The 21,908-nt window shown below is 32.0% G+C and carries 20 protein-coding genes, 2 tRNA genes and 1 riboswitch; of the genes, 7 read left to right on the plus strand and 15 right to left on the minus strand.

The genetic code is table 11. From position 1 onward, the window contains the following. Window positions 1–3: 3 nt before the first annotated feature. From AC1EUV_RS07315 to AC1EUV_RS07330, 4 genes are all read right to left on the minus strand, one after another. The gene (locus AC1EUV_RS07315) at window positions 4–1,386 is read right to left on the minus strand and encodes a methylmalonyl-CoA mutase subunit beta (protein WP_480198025.1); all 1,383 of its coding nucleotides are present in this window, start codon (window positions 1,384–1,386) and stop codon (window positions 4–6) included. Then, on the minus strand, window positions 1,386–1,706 hold the full coding sequence (locus tag AC1EUV_RS07320) for an FtsB family cell division protein (RefSeq protein WP_480198026.1): 321 nt from the start codon (window positions 1,704–1,706) through the stop codon (window positions 1,386–1,388). Before AC1EUV_RS07320 ends, AC1EUV_RS07315 begins: the two co-directional genes overlap by 1 nt. A gap of 7 nt (window positions 1,707–1,713) precedes the next feature. Then, the gene (gene udk, locus AC1EUV_RS07325) at window positions 1,714–2,319 is read right to left on the minus strand and encodes a uridine kinase (RefSeq protein WP_480198027.1); all 606 of its coding nucleotides are present in this window, start codon (window positions 2,317–2,319) and stop codon (window positions 1,714–1,716) included. Window positions 2,320–2,407: 88 nt separating this feature from the next. Next, window positions 2,408–3,514, minus strand: coding sequence for a PQQ-dependent sugar dehydrogenase (locus AC1EUV_RS07330; protein ID WP_480198028.1), 1,107 nt, complete (start codon window positions 3,512–3,514; stop codon window positions 2,408–2,410). A gap of 84 nt (window positions 3,515–3,598) precedes the next feature. Between AC1EUV_RS07330 and AC1EUV_RS07335 the strand changes: the two genes are divergently transcribed. Next, window positions 3,599–3,673, plus strand: a tRNA-Pro gene (locus tag AC1EUV_RS07335). A 59-nt stretch (window positions 3,674–3,732) separates the two neighbouring features. Here the strand turns inward: AC1EUV_RS07335 and AC1EUV_RS07340 are convergent. Beyond that, the gene (locus AC1EUV_RS07340) at window positions 3,733–4,782 is read right to left on the minus strand and encodes a hypothetical protein (RefSeq protein ID WP_480198029.1); all 1,050 of its coding nucleotides are present in this window, start codon (window positions 4,780–4,782) and stop codon (window positions 3,733–3,735) included. A gap of 163 nt (window positions 4,783–4,945) precedes the next feature. Here AC1EUV_RS07340 and AC1EUV_RS07345 point away from each other — a divergent pair. Beyond that, window positions 4,946–5,020 (plus strand) — tRNA-Pro (locus AC1EUV_RS07345). A 33-nt stretch (window positions 5,021–5,053) separates the two neighbouring features. Here AC1EUV_RS07345 and metF read toward each other — a convergent pair. From metF to AC1EUV_RS07360, 3 genes are read right to left on the minus strand one after another with little or no spacing between them, the layout of a single operon-like run. Continuing rightward, window positions 5,054–6,010 (minus strand): methylenetetrahydrofolate reductase [NAD(P)H], encoded by a 957-nt coding sequence (metF, locus tag AC1EUV_RS07350; RefSeq protein ID WP_480198030.1) that lies wholly within the window; start codon window positions 6,008–6,010, stop codon window positions 5,054–5,056. A gap of 1 nt (window position 6,011) precedes the next feature. Next, the gene (metH, locus tag AC1EUV_RS07355) at window positions 6,012–8,675 is read right to left on the minus strand and encodes a methionine synthase (RefSeq protein WP_480198031.1); all 2,664 of its coding nucleotides are present in this window, start codon (window positions 8,673–8,675) and stop codon (window positions 6,012–6,014) included. Next, window positions 8,668–9,675: a homocysteine S-methyltransferase family protein gene (locus AC1EUV_RS07360; RefSeq protein WP_480198032.1), complete on the minus strand. Its 1,008-nt coding sequence runs from the start codon at window positions 9,673–9,675 to the stop codon at window positions 8,668–8,670. The genes metH and AC1EUV_RS07360 overlap by 8 nt, the downstream gene beginning before the upstream one ends. 51 nt (window positions 9,676–9,726) lie before the next feature. Beyond that, window positions 9,727–9,836: riboswitch (SAM riboswitch) on the minus strand. 228 nt (window positions 9,837–10,064) lie between these two features. On the opposite strand from AC1EUV_RS07360, the gene AC1EUV_RS07365 reads away from it, so the two are divergent. Then, window positions 10,065–12,104, plus strand: coding sequence for a protein-disulfide reductase DsbD family protein (locus tag AC1EUV_RS07365; RefSeq protein WP_480198033.1), 2,040 nt, complete (start codon window positions 10,065–10,067; stop codon window positions 12,102–12,104). A 54-nt stretch (window positions 12,105–12,158) separates the two neighbouring features. After that, complete coding sequence (locus tag AC1EUV_RS07370) at window positions 12,159–13,655, plus strand: aminotransferase class V-fold PLP-dependent enzyme (protein ID WP_480198034.1); 1,497 nt, start codon at window positions 12,159–12,161, stop codon at window positions 13,653–13,655. A gap of 344 nt (window positions 13,656–13,999) precedes the next feature. On the opposite strand, the gene AC1EUV_RS07375 is transcribed toward AC1EUV_RS07370, so the two are convergent. Next, complete coding sequence (locus AC1EUV_RS07375) at window positions 14,000–14,485, minus strand: hypothetical protein (RefSeq protein WP_480198035.1); 486 nt, start codon at window positions 14,483–14,485, stop codon at window positions 14,000–14,002. Window positions 14,486–14,713: 228 nt separating this feature from the next. Here AC1EUV_RS07375 and trxB point away from each other — a divergent pair, with 228 nt between their 5' ends. Then, a complete protein-coding gene (gene trxB / locus AC1EUV_RS07380) occupies window positions 14,714–15,664 on the plus strand; it encodes a thioredoxin-disulfide reductase (protein ID WP_480198036.1) in 951 nt (316 codons plus the stop codon). A gap of 51 nt (window positions 15,665–15,715) precedes the next feature. On the opposite strand, the gene AC1EUV_RS07385 is transcribed toward trxB, so the two are convergent. The 5 genes from AC1EUV_RS07385 to AC1EUV_RS07405 all read right to left on the minus strand — a co-directional run bounded on the left by AC1EUV_RS07385 (window position 15,716) and on the right by AC1EUV_RS07405 (window position 20,081). Continuing rightward, complete coding sequence (locus AC1EUV_RS07385; protein WP_480198037.1) at window positions 15,716–16,390, minus strand: hypothetical protein; 675 nt, start codon at window positions 16,388–16,390, stop codon at window positions 15,716–15,718. Window positions 16,391–16,536: 146 nt separating this feature from the next. Continuing rightward, window positions 16,537–17,250 (minus strand): head GIN domain-containing protein, encoded by a 714-nt coding sequence (locus tag AC1EUV_RS07390; protein ID WP_480198038.1) that lies wholly within the window; start codon window positions 17,248–17,250, stop codon window positions 16,537–16,539. Between the two features lie 153 nt (window positions 17,251–17,403). Continuing rightward, complete coding sequence (locus AC1EUV_RS07395; protein ID WP_480198039.1) at window positions 17,404–19,197, minus strand: PspC domain-containing protein; 1,794 nt, start codon at window positions 19,195–19,197, stop codon at window positions 17,404–17,406. Next, complete coding sequence (locus tag AC1EUV_RS07400) at window positions 19,194–19,535, minus strand: PadR family transcriptional regulator (RefSeq protein ID WP_480198040.1); 342 nt, start codon at window positions 19,533–19,535, stop codon at window positions 19,194–19,196. Before AC1EUV_RS07400 ends, AC1EUV_RS07395 begins: the two co-directional genes overlap by 4 nt. Before the next feature lie 105 nt (window positions 19,536–19,640). Then, complete coding sequence (locus tag AC1EUV_RS07405) at window positions 19,641–20,081, minus strand: DUF4870 domain-containing protein (RefSeq protein WP_480198041.1); 441 nt, start codon at window positions 20,079–20,081, stop codon at window positions 19,641–19,643. A 263-nt stretch (window positions 20,082–20,344) separates the two neighbouring features. On the opposite strand from AC1EUV_RS07405, the gene AC1EUV_RS07410 reads away from it, so the two are divergent. Together AC1EUV_RS07410 and AC1EUV_RS07415 are read left to right on the plus strand one after the other, a co-directional pair. Beyond that, on the plus strand, window positions 20,345–20,803 hold the full coding sequence (locus AC1EUV_RS07410; RefSeq protein WP_480198042.1) for a DUF4442 domain-containing protein: 459 nt from the start codon (window positions 20,345–20,347) through the stop codon (window positions 20,801–20,803). A gap of 115 nt (window positions 20,804–20,918) precedes the next feature. Next, window positions 20,919–21,461: a 3'-5' exonuclease gene (locus tag AC1EUV_RS07415; RefSeq protein ID WP_480198043.1), complete on the plus strand. Its 543-nt coding sequence runs from the start codon at window positions 20,919–20,921 to the stop codon at window positions 21,459–21,461. A 120-nt stretch (window positions 21,462–21,581) separates the two neighbouring features. Here AC1EUV_RS07415 and AC1EUV_RS07420 read toward each other — a convergent pair whose 3' ends face one another. Continuing rightward, window positions 21,582–21,896, minus strand: a complete 315-nt coding sequence (locus AC1EUV_RS07420; RefSeq protein ID WP_480198044.1) for a hypothetical protein — start codon at window positions 21,894–21,896, stop codon at window positions 21,582–21,584. Between the last annotated feature and the right edge of the window lie 12 nt (window positions 21,897–21,908).

A 21,908-nucleotide genomic window follows, 5' to 3' on the forward strand; every position in this document is an offset into this window, starting at 1 on the left:
CTATTATTCATTGTTCAAACGTTCTTGTTCTAATTGCTCAGCTAAACGCTTTGGTATAATTGGTTGAATCAATGTTTTTCTGGTTTTTGTTTTTACAAATGGATACAACTCTAAATCATTTTTCATTACATCCTTTTGATTAGGGTGCTTATTTGTTCCTAATAAAATTTCAGCTCCGTTATCAAATTGAGTTTGTTCTTTTTGAGCACTTTCAGCAATTTTACGTTGAATTGTTCCCTCAAATAATTGCTTTAAAAATCCTCCTGACTTTTCAATATCTTTAAACAATTCTAACGCTTTTTCGGCTAATTGCTTGGTTAAAGATTCTATATAATAAGATCCTTCGGTAAACTTTGATGCTTCTTTAAAATAACTTTCATCTCTTAAAATCAATAATTGATTTCGCGCTATTCGTTCACCAAATTCATTCTTTTTATTATAAATTGAATCATAAGCAATATTTGATATTGTATTTGCCCCCCCTAACAATGCACTCATACATTCTGTAGTTGTACGGAGCATATTGGTATTATAATCATACAATGTTTTATTACGTGTACTTGGTGTAACAAAAATTTGCGGCTCAATTTCTAGGTTATGCTCTTTACATAACTGGCTCCATAAATATCTGAATGTTCTTAGCTTGGCAATTTCGAAGAAATAATTGCTCCCGACAGCAAAATTGAATTGAAAAGACTTCTCGACTTCACTCGTAATAACATTTTTATCGTTTGTAATAACGTTTAGGTATTCATTGGCATGTGCCAACGCATATGCTATTTGTTGTACACTATTTGCTCCTGCGTTTTGATACAAACTAACATCAACACCTATTACGTTTACCTTTTCAGATGACTTAGAAAGTAAATTTTTAACAATTTGAAAATCAGCATCCTTGTTTCTAAACCAATTACCATCTTTAGCAAGTCGACCGATTGGATCGATATTAAGAAATACTTTATAATCTTTAGTCCTTTCTATAAGATCGGTATAAAAACTTTCTGAAAGGAAATTTAATTTAAAATAAAGATATCCTTCGACTTCGTTTGGGGTAACATTCTGTAGAAGTTTTTCAATATCAAAAGGTTCATTACCTTCAAACTTTATGGTAGTTGCACCACGACTTAAGGCATCTTTTGCCAAAAAATTTGCTATTTGCTCATCTGAAATAAAAATAGATTGACAAATAGCTGTTTCGCCATCAACTTCAGGAACCTCTATAGTTTCAAAATTATCTTGATGGTAGAAAGGTTTTACTTTTATTCCTTCATTTGATTCCCAAATCAGAGTTTCATTATAATCAGCTCCTTTAAGATCAACTTGAATCTTTTGCTTCCATTGTTTTGCTGATACCTTATCAAATTCGTTAAATAAAAACTCACTCATTATTTCTCTTTTAAGGTATCAAATTCAATAATATAAATATCTTCATTTTTCTTTTTCATTCTATATTCTTCACGTGCGAATTTTTCCAATGAATCTGGATCTTTCAAATTTTCTATAACCTTTTTATCACGTTTGATTTCGTCTTTATAATAATCAGTAGATTTTTCGAGTTTATCAATCTCTTTATCTAATTCGCGATGGTTTAAATAGGAATTCTCGTCGAAAATTAGCATCCAAACTAGAAATATCAATATAATAATAACATATCTATTACTAATAAATTTCACAAAAGGCTTATTTCTAAATTGTTTGAATGTCATCTAAAACCTATAATTTCTCATTAATAATAGTCTTAACAATATCTACCGCAACAGTATTGTATTTATTATTAGGTATAATAAGATCTGCATATTCTTTCATAGGTTCTATAAACTGCTCATGCATAGGCTTTAAGGTTTCATGGTATCGCTGCAACACCTCATCCATGTCTCTACCTCGTTCTTGAATATCACGTTTTAACCTTCTTATTAATCGTTCGTCTGAATCAGCATGAACAAATACTTTAATGTCTAATAAATCACGTACTTTTCGCTTTGCAAAAATTAAAATACCTTCGACTATAACCACCTTACTTGGATGTGTCTTTATGGTATCTTTTGTTCTATTATGAGTAGCAAATGAATATACTGGTTGCTCTATGGCATTACCCTTTTTTAAATTATTTAGATGTTCAACTAATAATTTGAAATCGATAGCTCTAGGATGATCAAAATTAATTTTAGAGCGCTCATCAAAGGTAAGATTATCGGTTGCTTTATAATATGAATCTTGAGAAATTACAGTTACTTCTTCGTCTGGCAATTCATTTATTATTTGGTTTACTACAGTAGTTTTACCACTACCCGTACCCCCAGCAATTCCGATAATAAGCATGAAAATTAGTTTATTTGGTTAAGGCAAAGTAACTAATTATTTTAATCTTTTTAAATAAAGTTTTTTGATTTGTAAAAACTGTACAGAGTTAGTTCTTTTGAATCATTTTGACAATTCCTAAATTTTCTACTCCCAAATAAATATAACCATCTGATCCTTGTTGTATACTACGCACACGACCTATACCATCTAATAACCGCTCCTCTTTCACAATTTTACTTCCATCAATTATACATCGATTTAAATATTGGAATCTAAGAGACCCGACTAATAAATTACCTTTTAATTCAGGGTAAACATTACCAGTAACAAATGTCATTCCGCTTGGAGCTATAGACGGTGTCCAATAATGAATAGGTGACACCATCTTTGGTAAAGATGTATGTTCAGTAAATGATGTTCCGTCATAATTTATACCATAACTAGCCAAAGGCCAACCATAATTTTCACCTTTTTTTATAATATTTATTTCGTCGCCTCCTCTTGGACCATGTTCGTGAGTCCATATTTCTCCTGTAGTAGGATGTTTTATCATTCCTTGAGGGTTACGATGGCCATAAGAAAAAATTGCAGGTTTAGCGTCAGTACTATTTACAAAAGGATTTTCTGAAGGAATTGAACCATCATCGTTTAAACGATATACTTTACCACCATCTCTTGTAATATCTTGTGGGTTCACATCTCTATTACCACGATCACCAATTGTAAAATAAAGATACCCTTCATTATCAAATTCAATTCTTGATCCGAAATGCTGTCCTCTACCGGTATTTGGAGTAGCTTTATAAAGTAATTGCTTATTAATAATTTGATTATTATTTAGTTTAAATCTCATTATCGCAGTATTAGCACCATTACCTGCACCTTCAGTAGATGCATAAGAAATATAGATCCATCCATTTTCACTATAGTTAGGGTGCAATTTAATGTCCATTAGTCCTCCCTGACCTAATAATTCAACTTCAGGCAATCCATTTATTTCGGACTTCTTATCCCCTTTATATTGAATTAATTTCCCTGACTTTTCATTAACAAGTAAAGAATTATCAGGCAAAAATGTAAAACCCCAAGGGTTATATAAATCAGGCACAATAACTTCATATGTATATTCGGAGTTCTTAGGCGTACTCTTCTGAGCACAAGCAGAAAAAGTGATTAGAAATATGAGTGCACAGTTATAAAATAAATGTTTCATTACAGGAGTGTTAAGTGAAGTGAATTTACAAATAATAATCTATTGTAACTGTTAAGAAAAAGCATATATTTGCAAACTTATTTTCGGGGTGTAGCGTAGCCCGGTTATCGCGCCGCGTTTGGGACGCGGAGGTCGCAGGTTCGAATCCTGCCACCCCGACAAATTAAATTCTGGCAGAAACAAATTTTCTAACTGAAGAGTCTAGTTTTAATAATTGATTACTTTGTTCGTGCCTTACTCACTATTTTCTTATTAAATTGATTAGTATCTAGTAATGTATTATAAAAACTTAAGATAAACATTTTAGCTTCTTTAAATTTATCTTTATCATCAAAATATGGCTTTATCTCATCAATTACAGTAATGATTTCTTGCTTTTTTTTAATAAAATCTTGCCTAGCTTCTTCAAGATATTTCCGATCTCTTTTAAAACCTCTATACATTCTTTGAGTAACTTTACTAATTGGTAATTGTTCATTTTGAATTTGAGAGACTACTGCATAGCTAGCATTTACTAGACCAGACATATCAAAATCATAAGGAGTACATATTATTTTTTTATTGATATAAAAAAGTTTCTCATTATGTCGATACGCCATAGAATAATCTGTATTAGCAATCATATATTGAAAAAACGCATTTTTTACAGAACAAATATCATCTTGTTGTAAAGGGTGGATTGGTCTTTTTAACACTTTGCCTTGATGTCTTTTTGCAAAATTTAAATCATCTTCTATTAATATACCCTTTATTTTATGCTCTATGGTTTTATTTCCTCTGAGTTCTATAAATTTAACATCTAATAACCTAGTTTTAAAATGATAAGGTGAGATATTTTCATAAATTTTATAAGCTAAATACTCTTTAACAACATTGTCATTAGAACTTTTCTGTCTAAGGCATGGTAATACCATTTTGAATTTTTTGTGTCCTTCAAATAATGTCTCTTTAGATTCTAATTCATTAATCTTTATTTTCACTGGAGCATAATAACAATTTTTAAGCCTATAATTACCTCTTGCTCTTATATCTGCATTTAAGATATTATGAGAACCATCATTATTTAGATATGTTAGGTTAGCTTTTATATATGAGCCTTTCTTGGAATTTTTCTTAATACCTTTTTGTGAATACCTCAACTCAATACCAAGAATTTCCGTTGTATCAAAAAGTAATGTCTCTTTTAACTCATTTATCTTCTGAGAAAACGAAATACAATAAAAAAACAACAAAGAAATTAAAAGAAATTTAAATCTAGACTTTTTCATAATAACTTGGTAGCTATTACAAATATAAGACATTAAAAATCAAACTATTAAAATTATATCAATGTGATATTTTTTAGTTAGCAACTTCAGACGTTATGAATGTTAATATCTCCTAAATTAAACAAGCATTTCTTTAGTAACTTTTTATATTTTTGGAAGCTCTCGGGGTGTAGCTTAGTCCGGTTAAAGTGCACGGCTGGGGGCCGTGAGATCGGAGGTTCGAATCCTCTCACCCCGACAAAGAGATTTAACGAAGTCTTCAATAATATTCTTAAAATACCTTTGAGGCAATTGCTTTAATATTATCACTTTTCCCCATAGAATAGTAATGTAAAAAAGGAACTCCGTTTTTAATAAGTTCTTTACTCTGTGCAATACTCCATTCAATACCTACTTGTCTAACCTCTTTATTGTCCTTACATTTTACAACGGCCATTATTAATTCATCTGGTAGATCTACTTTAAATCGATGCGGAATCAAATTCAATTGTTTTTTTGTTGAAATAGGTTTTAATCCTGGTATTATCGGGACAGTGATGCCTTCTGACCTGCACTTATCAACAAATTCAAAATATTTTGTGTTATCAAAAAACATCTGTGTAACAATGTAATCAGCACCTTTTTTAATTTTCTTTTTTAAGAAATGTATGTCGCTATCAAAACTTGGTGCCTCAGCGTGTTTTTCTGGGTAACCAGCCACACCTATACAAAAATCTGTTTTTGACGTATTTTGTAAATCATCATCTAAATATATGCCATTGTTTAGTTTTTGAATTTGATTTACTAGGTCACTTGCAAAATGATGTCCTTCTTTCTCTGGCTTAAAATAGATTTCACTTTTAACTGCGTCACCACGTAAAGCCACCACATTATTAATCCCTAAGAAATCAAGGTCAATTAAAAAGTTTTCTGTGTCCTCTTTTGTAAATCCACCGCATAAAATATGGGGAATTGCATCTACTTGATATTTATTTTGGATGGCGGCACAAATTCCAACTGTACCTGGACGTTTTTTTACAACTTGCTTTTTAAGCAATCCATTCTCTAATTCTTTAAAAGTATATTCTTCCCTATGATATGTTACATCAATAAAAGGAGGATTAAATTCCATTAAAGGATCAATATTATCGAAAATTGATTGAATATCTTGTCCTTTTAACGGAGGTAGTATTTCAAAGGAAAACAATGTTTTTCCGTTTGCTTTTTTTATATGTTCGGTTACTTTCATGCTAGTTGTTTACTAAATTAGGGCTCAACCATTTTCTGGCCTTATCAATATTTATATCTCGTCTTTTTCTATAATCTTCTAACTGGCCTTCTGTAATTTTACCCAAGCCAAAATATTTAGCTTGTTCGTTGGCAAAATAATAACCACTTACACTAGCAGCTGGCCACATGGCTAAACTTTCTGTTAATTGAACACCAATCTGTTTTTCTACATCTAGTACTTTCCAAATGGTTTTCTTTTCTAAGTGATCTGGACATGCAGGATAACCAGGTGCCGGACGTATACCTTTATAACTTTCTTTAATTAGTTCTTCATTATTAAGGTTTTCTCCAGATGCGTATCCCCAATGTTTTGTTCGTACTTCTTTATGTAAATATTCTGCAAAAGCTTCAGCCAAGCGATCTGCCAAAGCCTTTACCATAATAGAATTGTAGTCATCATTATCAACTTCGAATTGCTCAGCTAGTTCTTGTGTTCCAAACCCTGTCGAAACACAAAAACATCCCATATAATCTTGTAATTCTGAGTCTTTTGGAGCTATAAAATCAGCTAAAGCAAAGCTTGGTTTACCTTCTCGCTTCTTTAATTGCTGTCGCAGCGATAGGAATTTATACGTCTTATTATATACTTCAACTTCAATATCATCATCATTTATAGAATTTGCAGGGAACAATCCGAATATAGCTTTTGCCTTTAGTAATTTTTGAGTTACAATTTTATCTAAAAGTCCTTTTGCGTCCTTATATAGTTCTGTAGCTTGTTTACCTACAACTTCATCTTCAAAAATAGCCGGATACCTTCCATGTAAATCCCAAGAACGGAAAAAAGGGCTCCAATCAATGAAATCTACTAATTTTTTTAAATCAAAGTCTTCAATGACTTGTATACCTAAACTATTTGGTTTGGCTATTTTAGAATTATTCCAATCAATTTTGAACTTTCTTTTGCGTGCTTCTTCAATAGAAACATATTCTTTTTGTTTACTTCTATTTAAAAACTGCTCTCTAAACTTAATATACTCATCTCGGATTTGACTTTTATAAATCTTATTATTTTCCTGTAATAAGTTACCAACTACAGTTACAGCGCGTGATGCATCATTTACATGAACAACTGTATTTTGGTATTTCGGTGCTATCTTTACAGCTGTATGTGCTCTAGATGTTGTAGCACCCCCAATTAACAATGGAATATTCATTTGTTGTTTATCCATTTCATTAGCGAGGTATACCATTTCATCTAATGAAGGAGTAATCAAACCGCTTAATCCTATAACATCTACATTTTCTTTTTTAGCTGCTTCTATTATTTTTTCTGGAGGTACCATTACACCCAAATCAACAATTTCATAATTATTACATCCTAAAACAACGCTCACAATATTTTTACCTATATCATGAACATCACCTTTAACAGTTGCCATAAGAATGCGACCAGCCGATTGAGCTTTTCCATCTTTTTCAGCCTCAATAAATGGTTGTAAATGTGCCACGGCCCTCTTCATAACACGCGCCGATTTCACTACCTGAGGCAAGAACATCTTACCACTGCCAAATAAATCACCAACTACGTTCATACCCGTCATTAAATGTCCTTCAATCACCTCTATAGGTCTTGAAACAGATAGTCTTGCTTCTTCAACATCTTCAACTACATGTGCATCTATACCTTTTACTAAACTATGTGTTATGCGATCTTGTAAATTACCACTCCTCCATTCTTTTGCTTTTACAGAATCATCCTTTTTAATCCCTTTTACCGTTTCGGCAAAATCTAGTAATCGATCTGTTGCATCATCTCTTCTATCTAACAATACGTCTTCTACATGTTCTAATAAATCTTCCGGAATATTATCATATACCTCTAACATTGTTGGGTTAACTATACCCATATTCATACCATGCTGAATCGCATGATATAAAAATGCCGAATGCATTGCTTCGCGTACTATATCATTTCCTCTAAATGAAAAAGAAACATTACTTACACCACCAGATACATTGGCATAAGGTAAATTCTCACGAATCCATTTAGTAGCATTAAAAAAATCTAGTGCATTTTTTTTATGCTCTTCCATACCTGTAGCCACAGGAAAAATATTTGGATCAAAAATGATATCCTCAGGTGGAAAGTGAACAATGTCTACTAATATTTTATATGAGCGTTCACAAATTTCTATGCGCCGTTTGTAATTATCAGCTTGCCCTACTTCATCGAATGCCATAACAATAGTTGCAGCTCCATACCGTTTAATCAATTTTGCTTGCCGAATAAATTCTTCTTCTCCCTCCTTTAGGCTGATAGAATTTACTACAGATTTACCTTGGACTACTTGTAATCCAGCTTCAATAATCTCCCATTTAGAGCTATCTATCATTATTGGAATACGAGCAATATCTGGTTCGGACGCAATAAGATTAAGAAAAGTTTTCATAGCATGCACACCATCTAGCATGCCTTCATCCATATTCACATCTAAAATCTGCGCGCCTCCTTCCACTTGATGTCGAGCTACTGCTAGTGCTTCATTATATTTTTCCTCTTTAATCAATCGAAGAAATTTACGAGAACCCGTAACATTTGTACGCTCACCCACATTGATAAAATTACTTTGGGGTGTAACCACTAATGGCTCTAAACCTGATAATGTTAAGTATCTATTCATTTACCTTTTCTATAATTTTTCTAGGTTCATAAGTAGAAGCTACTTCTGCAATTGCCTTAATATGTGCAGGACTAGTGCCGCAACAACCACCAATAATATTAATAAGACCATCTTTTAAATAGCTCTCAATAAATTGTTGCATATCTTTTGGTGATTCATCATATTCACCAAAAGCATTTGGCAATCCTGCATTTGGATGTGCAGATGTATAAAAATTAGATTCTCTAGATAATCTTTGTAAATAGGGTTTTAACTGTTCTGCACCTAATGCACAATTAAAACCTACACTTAATAATGGAATATGAGAAATAGAAATTAAAAAAGCCTCAACAGTTTGACCAGACAATGTTCTACCAGATGCATCAGTAATAGTACCTGACACCATAATTGGAATATCAATTTGCTTTTCATCTTTAACCTCTTCTATAGCAAATAAAGCGGCTTTTGCATTTAATGTATCAAAAATGGTTTCTACCAATAAAATATCTGCACCACCATCAACTAAAGCTTCTACTTGTTGCTTGTATGCAATTCGCAATTCATCAAAAGTCACAGCCCTATAACCAGGATCATTAACGTCTGGCGAAAGACTAGCCGTTCTATTGGTTGGACCAATACTACCAGCTACAAATCGAGGTTTTTCAGGGTTAACATTTGTAAACTCCAAAGCCACCTCTTTTGCTATTTTGGCTGATTGATAATTCAATTCATAGACTAAATCTTCCATTTGATAATCTGCCATTGCAATTGTAGTTCCTGAAAATGTATTGGTTTCTATGATATCTGCGCCTGCTTCAAAATATTTCTGGTGAATTTCTTTAATAGCGTCGGGTTGCGTAATAGATAAAAGGTCATTATTTCCTTTTAGCGAAGTGGGATAATCTTTAAACCGCTCTCCACGAAAGTCTTCTTCAGTAAAATTATACTGCTGAAGCATAGTACCCATAGCTCCATCGAGTATAAGAATTCGTTTTTGTATTTCTGTATAAATGGTAGACATTATTGAATTTTGTATCAATATGTCATCCGAAAAGTAAGAGAATATTACTAGCGGTTATCTTTCAAATTAATAAATAATTTGTAGAATTTAGCACCTACTTTAAAAGAAAAGGGTTGCTAAGGCTTCGTTGGGTCTAATCCCTCTGCCTTTCGTGATAACAATCAATAAATTAATGAACAAGACAAATATTCAATTAAAATAATTTAATATCAAAGTTTTTTCAATGTTTTTTAATTATCCCTACAAACTCATAGCTTAATAATTTATATTGATTGTCTAATATTAAAGCCAAAATTTTCTTAAAATCAACTTTATAGTTTCATTATTTGTAATGATGACTTCAGTTTACCGCCTAAGAAGATTATCTTAGCATCATTATTATTTATAAAATGAAAAAACTATCCATTCTATTTATACTTTTAGGAGTTACATTAAACTCTTTTTCACAAATTTACGAACCTGTAAAATGGACAACTTCTGTTGAAAAAATAACTGAATCAGAATTTGATTTGATTGCAACAGCCACTATAGATCAGGGTTGGCATTTATACTCACAAAGCATTCCCGAAGATGGTCCAATACCTACCACATTTAGCTTTAAAGATATTGAAGGAAAGTATAAACTAATTGGTAAAACTAAAGAAGAAGAAGGTCACGAAGAGTTTGATAAAGTATTCGAAATGAATATTAAATACTTTGAAGACAAAGCTTCCTTTAAACAGCGAATTCAACTCTTAACTGAGGATAAAATTGATATTACTGAAACAGTTGAGTTTATGGTTTGTGATGATTCTAATTGCTTACCTCCAACAGAAGTTGAATTAAACTTTTCTGCACAAGGTGAAGCTGCAACAGACATAAACATCTCAAATAACACATCTGAAAATGTTAGTAATGTAGCAAATGATAATTCCAAAAGTGATATTAATAATAGTGTCTCGAAGGATAAAATTACTAAGAAAGAAAAGAAAAAAAGTAGAGGCCTTCTAGGTATTTTTCTAATTGCGTTCTTCTCTGGTTTTGCCGCCCTTTTGACACCTTGCGTTTTTCCCATGATACCAATGACTGTAAGCTTTTTTACAAAACAAAGTAAAACTAGAGCAGCAGGTATCAAGAATGCTATTATTTATGGCTTATCTATCATTATAATTTATGTTTTATTGGGCTCTTTAGTAGTGGCTATTTTTGGTGCCGATTCGCTGAATGCTTTATCGACCAATGTTTGGTTTAACCTAATTTTCTTTTTATTACTGGTAATCTTTGCAGTATCCTTTTTAGGAGCTTTTGAGCTTACCCTACCCAGTTCTTGGGGTACTAAAGTTGATGCGCAGGCAGACAAAGGTGGACTTATAGGGATATTTTTTATGGCATTGGCATTAGCAATTGTTTCCTTTTCATGTACTGGACCAATAGTGGGAACTTTACTGGTGGAAGCAGCATCAAAAGGTGGTATTGCTCCAATTGTTGGTATGTTAGGATTTTCATCAGCTATAGCTTTGCCATTCGCATTATTTGCAGCATTCCCGGGATGGTTAAATTCATTACCCAAATCTGGTGGATGGTTAAACACAGTAAAAGTAGTTTTAGGTTTTCTTGAATTAGCATTGGCATTTAAATTTTTATCAAATGCAGATTTAGTTTTGCAATTGCATTTATTAGAAAGAGAAGTATTTTTAGCCATATGGATCGCTATATTTGGTGCTTTAACTCTTTATCTTTTTGGCAAAATTCAACTTCCTCATGATTCGCCTTTAACTTACATATCTGTTGGCAGATTAAGTTTTGGTTTAATCGTTTTATCATTTACAATATATCTAATTCCTGGTTTATGGGGAGCACCACTTAAATTTATTAGTGGTTTCCCACCACCTATGCAATATAGCGAGTCTCCTAATGGCGTAGGCTATATGAAATTTTCAAGTAGTGATAATGGAGTTAAAGAATCCCTACCAGAAGGAGCGAAATATGGACCGCATAACATTGTCGCATTTCTAGATTACAATAAGGGAATGGAATATGCCAAAAAAGAAAATAAGCCTGTATTATTAGATTTTACTGGTCATGCCTGTGTAAATTGTCGTAAAATGGAAGAACGCGTATGGTCTGACCCAAAAATTCTTAATATTTTAAAAAATGATATTGTTTTAATTTCTCTATATGTAGACGACAAAAGAGCATTACCAGAAAGTGAACAATATACTTCTGAGACTACTGGTAAAAAGATCAAATCTATAGGTAACAAGTGGAGTGATTTTCAGATAAAAAAATACAAAGCCAATGCTCAACCATATTATGTATTATTAGATCATAATGGTGATAATCTAAATGAGTATTCAGCTTATGATCCTAACATAGAAAGTTACTTGGCATGGTTAAAAGAAGGAATTGGTAATTTTAAAAACAATACTCAAGCTATATTCAGTAACTAAATTTAGCTAAAATTAATAACGATTCTTTATTTTTGTTAAAAATTAACCGAAATAATGGAATCCAAATTTGTAGCTCAAAAAAAAGATTTAGAATCTCACTTTCAGCAATTTAGAGAACACATTATTGGAAATAATTCTTCGTTTGAATCTATCAATGGAAAGCAGAATTTATTATATGCCGATTGGATAGCTAGTGGTAGATTGTACGCTCCTATAGAAGAAACTATGCAAAAAGTAATTGGCCCAATGGTCGCCAATACGCATTCTTTTTCTAGTGAAACAGGTAAAGCTTCTACCTATGCCTATAAACATGCCAGAGAAATCATAAAGAAGCATGTAAATGCTAATGAAAATGATGTATTAGTTACAGCTGGAAGCGGCATGACAGGAGTGTTGTCTCGTCTACAACGTGTAATGGGTTTACGTTGGCCCGATGTTGTATTGGATAAAATATCTATCCCAGAAAATGAAAGACCAGTAGTTTTTATTACACATATGGAACACCATTCTAATCATGTTCCTTGGATGGAAACCATTGCAGATGTAGTTATTTTACAATGTAATGAACATAAACTAGTTTGTCCTCATAAGCTTAAAGAAGCTTTAGAAAAATATAAGGATAGACCTCTTAAAATAGGTGCTTTTACTGGTTGTTCTAATGTCACTGGAATTATTACTCCTTATTATCAGCTTGCCAAGATCATGCATCAGCATGGAGGTTATTGTTTTATAGATTTAGCAGCTTCAGCTCCTTATGTAAAAATAAACATGCATCCTAAAGATCCTGAAGAACGCTTGGATGCTATTTATTTTTCACCTCATAAGTTTTTAGGTGGTCCTGGAACTTGTGGTGTATTGGTTTTTAATAAAGAATTATATAAAACTAGTTGTCCAGATGTACCAGGAGGTGGCAATGTAAAATGGACAAATCCTTGGGGAGAATATGGTTATTATGACGATATAGAAACGAAGGAAGATGGTGGTACTCCAGGATTCTTACAAGTAATGCGTACAGCTTTAGCCATACAACTAAAGGAAAAAATGGGTGAAGACAAAATGTCTGAACGCGAGGAAGAGTTATTAGATCTTTGTTTTCTTGAACTCAAGAGAATTCCTGGATTGTATCTTTTAGGTTATAATGATGAAAAACGAATTGGTTCAGTATCATTTGGTATAGAGAATATTCATTATAATTTAATAGTCCGCTTATTAAATGATCGTTTTGGTATTCAGGTAAGAGGCGGTTGGTCTTGTGCCAGTACTTATAGCCATCACCTCTTTGATATTTATGAAAATTCTTCTAAGGAAATAACTGACGGTATAGCCAAAAAGGATTTGACTATTAAACCAGGTTGGGTTCGATTATCTCTGCATCCTATAACCACCAACGCTGAAGTGCATTACATCTGTGATTCAATAAAACAAATTGTTGAAAAAATTGAAAAATGGAAAGTAGATTATAGATATAATCCTACTAATAATGAATTTGAATTCATCCATGGAAATGATGAAAAAATTATTGAGCAAGTACAAGGTTGGTTCGACATCTAAATACTAAATTCATCACTATAATGTATACAAAATGCCTCCAATTTTTTAGAGGCATTTTTATTTTTAAGTGGTTAAAGTTTAATCAGTAACAATATTTAATGTAAATTTTACGTTAATTTAATGTAAATTAATTGTAAATATATTTATATATTTGTTTAAAAATCAGGGGTATGCAAGTAGTCAATAAAATTAAGAATGTAATAGATCAAATATCTATAAGTTATACAAACTTATGGAATTCATTAAAATCATTTGCTTTAAAATGCAAGCAAGGACATGAAATACCTTATTGGTAAAAGTTATAACTATATTATAAAGAAAGCCTGCTTGCGCAGGCTTTTTATTTAAAACTGATATCGTAATCCTAAAGCGATATCTAAATCGAGATCATTATCACCAAAATCATTTACTAGTCCAAACTCTGGTCTAAAGTCTAAAGAAATTAATAAAGGGATATCAAAATTATATTCTATACCCACATTTCCATCTGCATTTACAAACAATCCATCATCTACATTTGCATTAGTTTTGTTATCCCAACTACCAATACCGGCACCAAAACCTGCATACCAGTTAAAATTACCATCTATATTCCAAACCCATTGGTAAATAGCCGATAGTTTCCATGCATCATAATTTTTATTATCTCTAAAACCTAAATCCAGTTCAAGCCGATTATTATCCTTAATACTTTTCTGATATGACACTTCTACACCAAAACCATCGTTATCACCAGTTCTAATGCCTAGTGCATGCGAAGATATTTCTTGAGCAAAAGTATTGGCTAAAAAACCAAAAAGTAATACGGCTGTAGAAATTAGTTTTTTCATAAGTAACATTTTAATTAGATATTTATTTAAAACAATAACAGCTTACAATTATTATGCCTTTCTTAGATTAATTGTAAACAAATTAAATTATTGCGACTAAGCATACCAATAACTTTTAACGATAGTTTTAACTAATAATTCAAACTTATAATTAGATTATAAAAAGTTATTGTGTAAAGTTTTAAAAAGTAAAAAATACTATAAATTAGCCACTCAAAATTTTTAAAAATGTCTGAAGCAATAGAAAGAATAAAATGTTTGATAATAGGTTCTGGTCCTGCAGGTTATAGTGCAGCTGTATATGCAGCTAGAGCTGATCTAAGTCCAGTTATGTATACAGGTTTAGAGCCTGGAGGTCAACTAACAACTACAACTGAAGTTGATAACTATCTTGGTTATCCTGATGGTGTTGACGGAACGGCAATGACCGAAGATTTTAAAAAGCAGGCTTTACGCTTTAATACTGACATTCGTTTTGGTTTAGTAACTAAAGTTGAATTAAGCGATAAAGTAGGTGGAATTCATAAAGTGGTTGTGGATGGTAATAAAGAGCTAGAAGCTGAGACAGTGATTATTTCTACAGGTGCAACAGCAAAATATTTAGGATTAGAAAGTGAAGAACGTTTAAAAGGAGGTGGTGTATCTGCATGTGCCACTTGTGATGGCTTTTTCTACAAAGGTCAAGATGTAGTAGTTGTTGGAGGTGGTGATACAGCTGCTGAAGAAGCTACTTTTTTATCTAAGCTATGTACTAAAGTAACAATGCTTGTTCGTAGAGATGAAATGCGTGCTTCAAAAGCTATGCAGCACAGAGTGAATGCCACACCAAACTTAGAAGTGCTATATAACACAGAGCTTGATGAAGTCTTAGGCGACACTGTTGTGGAAGGAGTTCGTGTAGTGAATAATCAAACAAAAGAAAAGCAAGACATAACTGTAACTGGTGTATTTATTGCAATTGGACATAAACCAAATACAGATCTATTTAAAGGAGTTTTAGATATGGATGATGTTGGTTATTTAATTACTAAAGGAAAGTCTACTAAAACTAATTTACCTGGTGTGTTTGCATCTGGTGATGTTCAAGATAAAGAATATAGACAAGCTATTACTGCTGCAGGTACTGGCTGTATGGCTGCTTTAGATGCAGAACGTTATTTAGCAGCTTTAGAAGGATAAAACACAGCTACTATATAAAATAAGAAGCCGCTTGATAGCGGCTTTTTTATTTTAACTCTTTAATAATTGTTTACCATGATATGGACAGAACTTCCAAGAACCATCGAGTATTTTTTGGTCTACAGGGCATTTTTTAGGTTTTAACAACGAACCCAATGGTAATTGCCATTCAAACTGCTCTTTGTTTAACTTAACAATAAATTTTTCTTTATTCTTAGGGTTTACAATTCTATCCATTGGATTATCAACTTTCTGAAATAAAAAGAAGTGCATATTCTCCCCTAACTTTCCCAGCATGTTTGCCAATAAAGGTTTCATTATAGTGATTAATCGTTTTGTATCTATATCAATCTGATCTTCTGTTAAAGGATTAAATTCCTGTTGTTTGTCATCAATAACACTCAACTTATCAAAAATAGTCTCTTCACTGACATATGCAATATTTCCATTTGGTTCTATATCACCATCTATAGTAGCGATCATAGTATATTTTTCAAAATTTTCTAACATTGCACTTGCTTCCTCTTTAGGTATGGTAGCATCTTGTGCAAATACAGCTTCCCAGAAATCTGTAGGTATCCACCATATCAATCGCATTTTGTCTGGTGATTCAGATAGCTGTTGCGTCTCTTCAGTCAATTTATTGATATTTACTTTGAAATCTTGTGCAAAAGCCTTCCCAGAAAGGGTAGCAATTAAAAATAAAAGTGTAATTTTTTTGAACATACTTTATTAAATTATCATATTATAACTACGTTTTACTAGTATTTAGTATACAATTCGATAATTTTAATATACAAAAAAGGCTGCCTTTTTCAAGACAGCCGCCATTTAACAAAAAAATGGAAAAAACAACTCAGTTTTAAATATTTTTAACCTCTAACGTCTCCGCCAGAAGAACTATTCTTTCTTATTTTTTTAGGGTTACCTTTATATCTTATATCACCTCCACTAGTAGCACTTGCATCTAACTCTTCGGTTACATTTACAGAAATATCTGCTCCACTAGTAACACGAGCCTCACAGGTTTTAGCCTCTAATCCAGATGCTTTAAGTCCGCTACCACTTGTTGATCTTGCCACAAAATGATCTGCTCTACCTTTTAATCGAGCATCGGATCCGCTAGTTGTAGAGCAAGATAAGTTAGTAACATCTACCGTTAGCCTTACATCTGCACCGCTGGTAGTACTTACTTTTAAATCTTCTCCTTCAATAGTATTTTCAGAAATTAATTCTGCACCACTGGTAACTTTAATTTCGTTTACATCTTTTGTAGTTAGATTTACTTTTTTACTTTTTGCACTCCAAATATTGATATTGTCTTCAGTATAAATTCTTAATACACCGTCTTCGACTTCAGTAAGAATAACATCATGCAAATTTTCGTCTGCCTCAAGCGTAATTGAACTTCTATTACCCATTGTCAAAATAACATCGATGCCATTGCTTACACGAATAGATTCGAAGTCTGAAGATATATTACGCTTTTGGGTTTGCACATCTCTATTACCCTTTATACCATTGAACATGCAAGAACTGGTCAAAAAAAGGATTAATACTGCTGAAATTTTAGTTATTGTTTTCATTTTGTTTTTGTTTAAGGTTGTTAATTTTGGTTGATTCTTGGTTTTGGTTAATTTTTAATCAAATTTAATTTTATCAACTAGTAACTTATAATCTTTAGTACTGAACTGTATAATAAGTATGACGAAATGTAAATTGATTTGGTTTCAAAAAAACTAGTTAATTCTTACTCCGTTTTCGTCAACTTTAATCTCTGCCTTTTCGCCATCATCACTAACTTTGATCTCCAGACCGTTTTCATCTAGATTAACCTTTACACCATCCTTTTCTTCTTTGTCTTCTTCTGTACTCCAATCATCATCTTTACAATCTAGACATTCTAAACCATCATCAGTCATTTTAAAATAATGCTCTGGCATGTCTCTTCTATACATATCATTAGTGGTATCTATCCATCCTAAGAAACTTCTTGTAGATTCATCTAAATAAAAAACCTGGCCAACTGGAACATACATAGTTACTCTCACATCTTGATTTCTATATGGTTCTTTGTTATCTAATAAAAAGTACCCATCGAATGAAAGATCATTTTCAACTTGACTGAAATTATATTGAATCTTTTCTGCATTACCCTTAGCAACCAATCTGCTTCTGCCGCTAGCTTCCTTCTTTATTTTCACATAAGATTCAGTGCTATCGGTTTCCTTAAAATATAGCGTCACATCGTTTGAATATAACTTATCGCTATTGTCTTCATCTATAACTCTTGTGAAACCAGAACGATGTCTAAATTCATAATAATTAGATAAGTTTTCATTATCGGTCATTTTTATTGATAGTGTATCTAGAGGAACAGATATATACTCTTTAGTTTCAATTACATGCGCATCTCTAGCAAACTCAGCACCATGCTTAACTCCTATAAATATTGCCGATAACAATGCTATTAACCAAACGCCCAACAATACTAGTTTAGCTGTTCTGCTCAAGATTTTTGTTTTACCTGAGATGATAAATAAACCTAAGAAGAAGAGCATTAAGAATGGAACACCAATTAATACCAACATTATTAATGATAATATCCAAATAGGTACCGTTGTTACATTTCTAAATACAAAGTCGTCATCAAAGATCCAGTCAGCCCCCATAAAATCTGCTGTGCCTGCAGTAAATAATCCGATGACTAAACCAATTACAGTAGCCACAGAAACAATAATCAGTATTACACCTATAAATTTACCAATGATCGTAAAGAATGCAACTATTATTTTACCTATTACGTCAATGAACTCTTGAATGCCAGATCTTGCTTTACTATCTCTTCTTCGGTCTCTCTTTTTTTTTAAAGAATCTGATACGTTTTCATAGCCTTCTTTTACGGCTCCGGTAACTTCGTCTACAGCACCTTTAACTCGAGTAGAAGCATCTTCAAACTCAGCACGAACACGTTTTTCTATATTATTAATAGTAACTGCTTCACCTTCCATTTGTAATTTTTCTGCCGTAGTTCTTGCTTCAGGCAATAGAATCCATAAGATGATATATAATAATGGACCAAAACCTAAACCAAATGTTGCTACTAACCAAGCAATACGAATCCAGATTACATCTACATCAAAATAGTACGCAATACCAGATGATACACCACCTATAAACTTATCATCTCCATCTCTAAATAGACGTTTTCTTGAACCTCTATCTCTATTATATGATCTATCAGTTTCTTCGGTGAATAATTCTTCATCTACCAAATAATCTTCTGGCTGCCCCATAACTTCAACAATCTCGTCAATATCACCTTCATTAACTACTTGTCTAGGGTCTTTAACACGTTCTGAAAGTAATTCACCAATACGTAATTCTATATCCGCTATGATCTCATCTCTACCCTTAGGATCATCACTCAATGACCTACGAATGGAATCGATATATCTTTTTAATTTTTGATATGCAACTTCATCTATATGAAAAAAGATGCCTCCTAAATTTATATTTATTGTCTTGTTCATTTTTTTGTTGGTTTTTTGCTAGTTACGATTTTTACAGCTCCAACGAGCTCGTCCCAAGTGGTATTTAATTCTTTTAAAAACAATTTACCTGTTTCGGTTAATGCATAATATTTGCGCGGCGGTCCAGATGTTGATTCTTCCCATCTATAACTCAACAACCCTGCATTTTTTAATCGTGTTAATAAAGGATATATAGTACCCTCTACCACGAGCAGTTTTGCATCTTTTAAATGCGATAGAATCTCTGAAGTATATGCATCTCCACCTCTTAAAATGGATAGGATGCAAAACTCCAATACTCCTTTTCGCATTTGCGCCTTTGTATTCTCTATCTTCATACTATTCTATTGATTAATGCTTATAAAAATATGGCGACGAACACGTCTACTACATATAAGATTATGGCGGTTAATATTGATATCATGGTTGATTGGTTTTAAATGTTATTTTACAAATTTTATAGTTAGAGGGTACTTATATACTTCTCCTCTACTTGCTTTTATTGCTGCTACTATTACTAGGATAAATTTTATAAATCCGATCACAGCTATTATTGAACCTATACTTAGTATTCCAAATAGATTATCAAAACTCCAATCGAAATGAAAATCGAAATAGTCAAAATCATCTACATGTCTTAGGTTTCTAAATAAAGAACCAAATGCGAACGGAAACATAATCATACTTAGTATTGCAATATATAGCACATAACTAATATTAAAGTTTACTGCTTCTACCCCATTTTGGTCAACATATTCACTTCTATCTTTATTTACAGACCACATAATTAATGGGCCTAAAATACTCCCTAACGGAAATACAAAACTGAAAAATGATGATAAGTGCGTTAAAAATGCCGTATTCTTTTCTCTTTGAGTTAACATTGTATATTATTTTTTTATAATACTTGACATTGCAAATATATATACAAAAAACAATACTATGCAATACAAAGTACTAAAATAATTTAAAATTTAACATTTAATTAACTAATCTAATTATTTAAATATTTGTTTTTCAGTGGATTAAATAATTACTGATTTTTAGTTAAAAAATATCAAATTTTTAATTTTAATCATTTTTAGGGAAAATACGCAGTCGATTATCTCACTTATTTTAAGTAAATTGCCAAATAAATCTTTTTTAAATGACAAAATTTTCGGTTAGTAATCTTAATAAATTCTTACTCTTAAAACTACCATCTGCCTATTTTTCAGGTGTACGTGTAAAATCAATGTCTGAAAACGAAGCAGTTGCTACAGTTAAACATCGTTGGATAAATCAGAATCCTTTTAAATCATTGTATTGGGCAACACAGGGCATGGCATCTGAATTAGCTACTGGTATATTAGTTATGCAAAAAATTCGTGAAAGTGATAAGAATATATCGATGTTAGTAAGAGCTCAAAAAGGAGAGTTTACAAAGAAAGCTACGGGTAGAATTAATTTTACATGTAAAGATGGGCACTTAATTGATGACGCAATTCAACAATCTATAAAAACGGGCGAAGGTCAGACTGTAATTATGACATCAGAAGGCATCGATGAACATGGTGATTCGGTTTCTAGGTTTGAATATACTTGGGGAATTAAAGTAAAAAAATAGAAAAGAATATATATTTCACTGAATTATATATAACAGTTAGGCATAATTATTTTCGCACTTAAAGCAACCTTTTTCATTAATCTCCATCTTATCGCGATAACCTAACCAGATTATTATGAATTATATAATACTTGACCTTGAGGCAACTTGCTGGAAAAACAGGTCAAATGAAAAACAAAATGAGATTATTGAAATTGGAGCAGTGAAAGTCGATGCATCCGGAAATACATTAGGTGAATTTAACAAGTTTATTAAACCAAAATTAAACTCAACTCTATCGGAATTCTGTAAAGAACTAACATCTATAACACAATCCCAAATTGACAATGCTGAAACGTATCCAGTTGTGATATCGGAATTTATTGATTGGATAAATACTGGTAATGACTATCTCCTATGTAGTTGGGGGTATTACGATAAAAATCAATTTCAAAACGATTGTAATTTATACGGGCTAAATACTGACTGGACCAATAAACATATTAGCTTGAAACATCAGTACACCACAATTAATAATTTAAGAAGACCCCTAGGTATGGGTGGAGCACTAAAAAAGGAAAAGTTAATTCTGGATGGAACTCATCATTGTGGAATTGATGACGCACGGAATATCACCAAAATATTTATTAAATATTTGAATAGATGGATTCCGAAATAAAATTAAAAAACTATGCCTAACAAAATGTATAGCTTATTTTGGCAGAATTTCATCCCTGAAAATTTACACAAAAAAATAATATAAATGAGCAAAACATTATTAGACTTAAGTATGTACTTTTTAACTAGTTTTTTCTCGAAGTTTTCTATATTTAACAAAAAAGACCAAGCTTCCAAAAATTAGAGACATTGGTAATGACTCTTTCATAAGACCAATGAATCCATTAATTGAAAACAAGGTAGAAGGATCTCTAAAAATGAAATATTCGAACCCCAGCATAATTGAAACACTAAGCCATACAAACAATATTACTAGCCCAAATAGCTTTTTAAATTCAGAGGTTTTTTTTGAAAAGTAGGAAAAGAAAAAGATAGTTACTGATATAATAATAATAAGCTGTACAATACCTTTTATAATATCTTGATTATCTGCCATTCGGTAAAAATA

This window comes from Maritimimonas sp. 2304DJ26-3 (assembly GCF_056591635.1).

Excerpts from the sequence above, each read along its gene's own strand:
- AC1EUV_RS07405 (WP_480198041.1), bottom strand. The coding sequence starts at position 20,081 with ATGTTAACTCAAAGAGAAAAGAATACGGCATTTTTAACGCACTTATCA.
- AC1EUV_RS07365 (WP_480198033.1), top strand. The coding sequence starts at position 10,065 with ATGAAAAAACTATCCATTCTATTTATACTTTTAGGAGTTACATTAAAC.
- metF (WP_480198030.1), bottom strand. The coding sequence starts at position 6,010 with ATGAAAGTAACCGAACATATAAAAAAAGCAAACGGAAAAACATTGTTT.
- AC1EUV_RS07370 (WP_480198034.1), top strand. The coding sequence starts at position 12,159 with ATGGAATCCAAATTTGTAGCTCAAAAAAAAGATTTAGAATCTCACTTT.
- udk (WP_480198027.1), bottom strand. The coding sequence starts at position 2,319 with ATGCTTATTATCGGAATTGCTGGGGGTACGGGTAGTGGTAAAACTACT.
- AC1EUV_RS07375 (WP_480198035.1), bottom strand. The coding sequence starts at position 14,485 with ATGAAAAAACTAATTTCTACAGCCGTATTACTTTTTGGTTTTTTAGCC.
- AC1EUV_RS07330 (WP_480198028.1), bottom strand. The coding sequence starts at position 3,514 with ATGAAACATTTATTTTATAACTGTGCACTCATATTTCTAATCACTTTT.
- AC1EUV_RS07360 (WP_480198032.1), bottom strand. The coding sequence starts at position 9,675 with ATGTCTACCATTTATACAGAAATACAAAAACGAATTCTTATACTCGAT.
- AC1EUV_RS07410 (WP_480198042.1), top strand. The coding sequence starts at position 20,345 with ATGACAAAATTTTCGGTTAGTAATCTTAATAAATTCTTACTCTTAAAA.
- AC1EUV_RS07400 (WP_480198040.1), bottom strand. The coding sequence starts at position 19,535 with ATGAAGATAGAGAATACAAAGGCGCAAATGCGAAAAGGAGTATTGGAG.
- AC1EUV_RS07340 (WP_480198029.1), bottom strand. The coding sequence starts at position 4,782 with ATGAAAAAGTCTAGATTTAAATTTCTTTTAATTTCTTTGTTGTTTTTT.
- metH (WP_480198031.1), bottom strand. The coding sequence starts at position 8,675 with ATGAATAGATACTTAACATTATCAGGTTTAGAGCCATTAGTGGTTACA.
- AC1EUV_RS07395 (WP_480198039.1), bottom strand. The coding sequence starts at position 19,197 with ATGAACAAGACAATAAATATAAATTTAGGAGGCATCTTTTTTCATATA.
- trxB (WP_480198036.1), top strand. The coding sequence starts at position 14,714 with ATGTCTGAAGCAATAGAAAGAATAAAATGTTTGATAATAGGTTCTGGT.
- AC1EUV_RS07420 (WP_480198044.1), bottom strand. The coding sequence starts at position 21,896 with ATGGCAGATAATCAAGATATTATAAAAGGTATTGTACAGCTTATTATT.
- AC1EUV_RS07385 (WP_480198037.1), bottom strand. The coding sequence starts at position 16,390 with ATGTTCAAAAAAATTACACTTTTATTTTTAATTGCTACCCTTTCTGGG.
- AC1EUV_RS07320 (WP_480198026.1), bottom strand. The coding sequence starts at position 1,706 with ATGACATTCAAACAATTTAGAAATAAGCCTTTTGTGAAATTTATTAGT.
- AC1EUV_RS07415 (WP_480198043.1), top strand. The coding sequence starts at position 20,919 with ATGAATTATATAATACTTGACCTTGAGGCAACTTGCTGGAAAAACAGG.
- AC1EUV_RS07390 (WP_480198038.1), bottom strand. The coding sequence starts at position 17,250 with ATGAAAACAATAACTAAAATTTCAGCAGTATTAATCCTTTTTTTGACC.
- AC1EUV_RS07315 (WP_480198025.1), bottom strand. The coding sequence starts at position 1,386 with ATGAGTGAGTTTTTATTTAACGAATTTGATAAGGTATCAGCAAAACAA.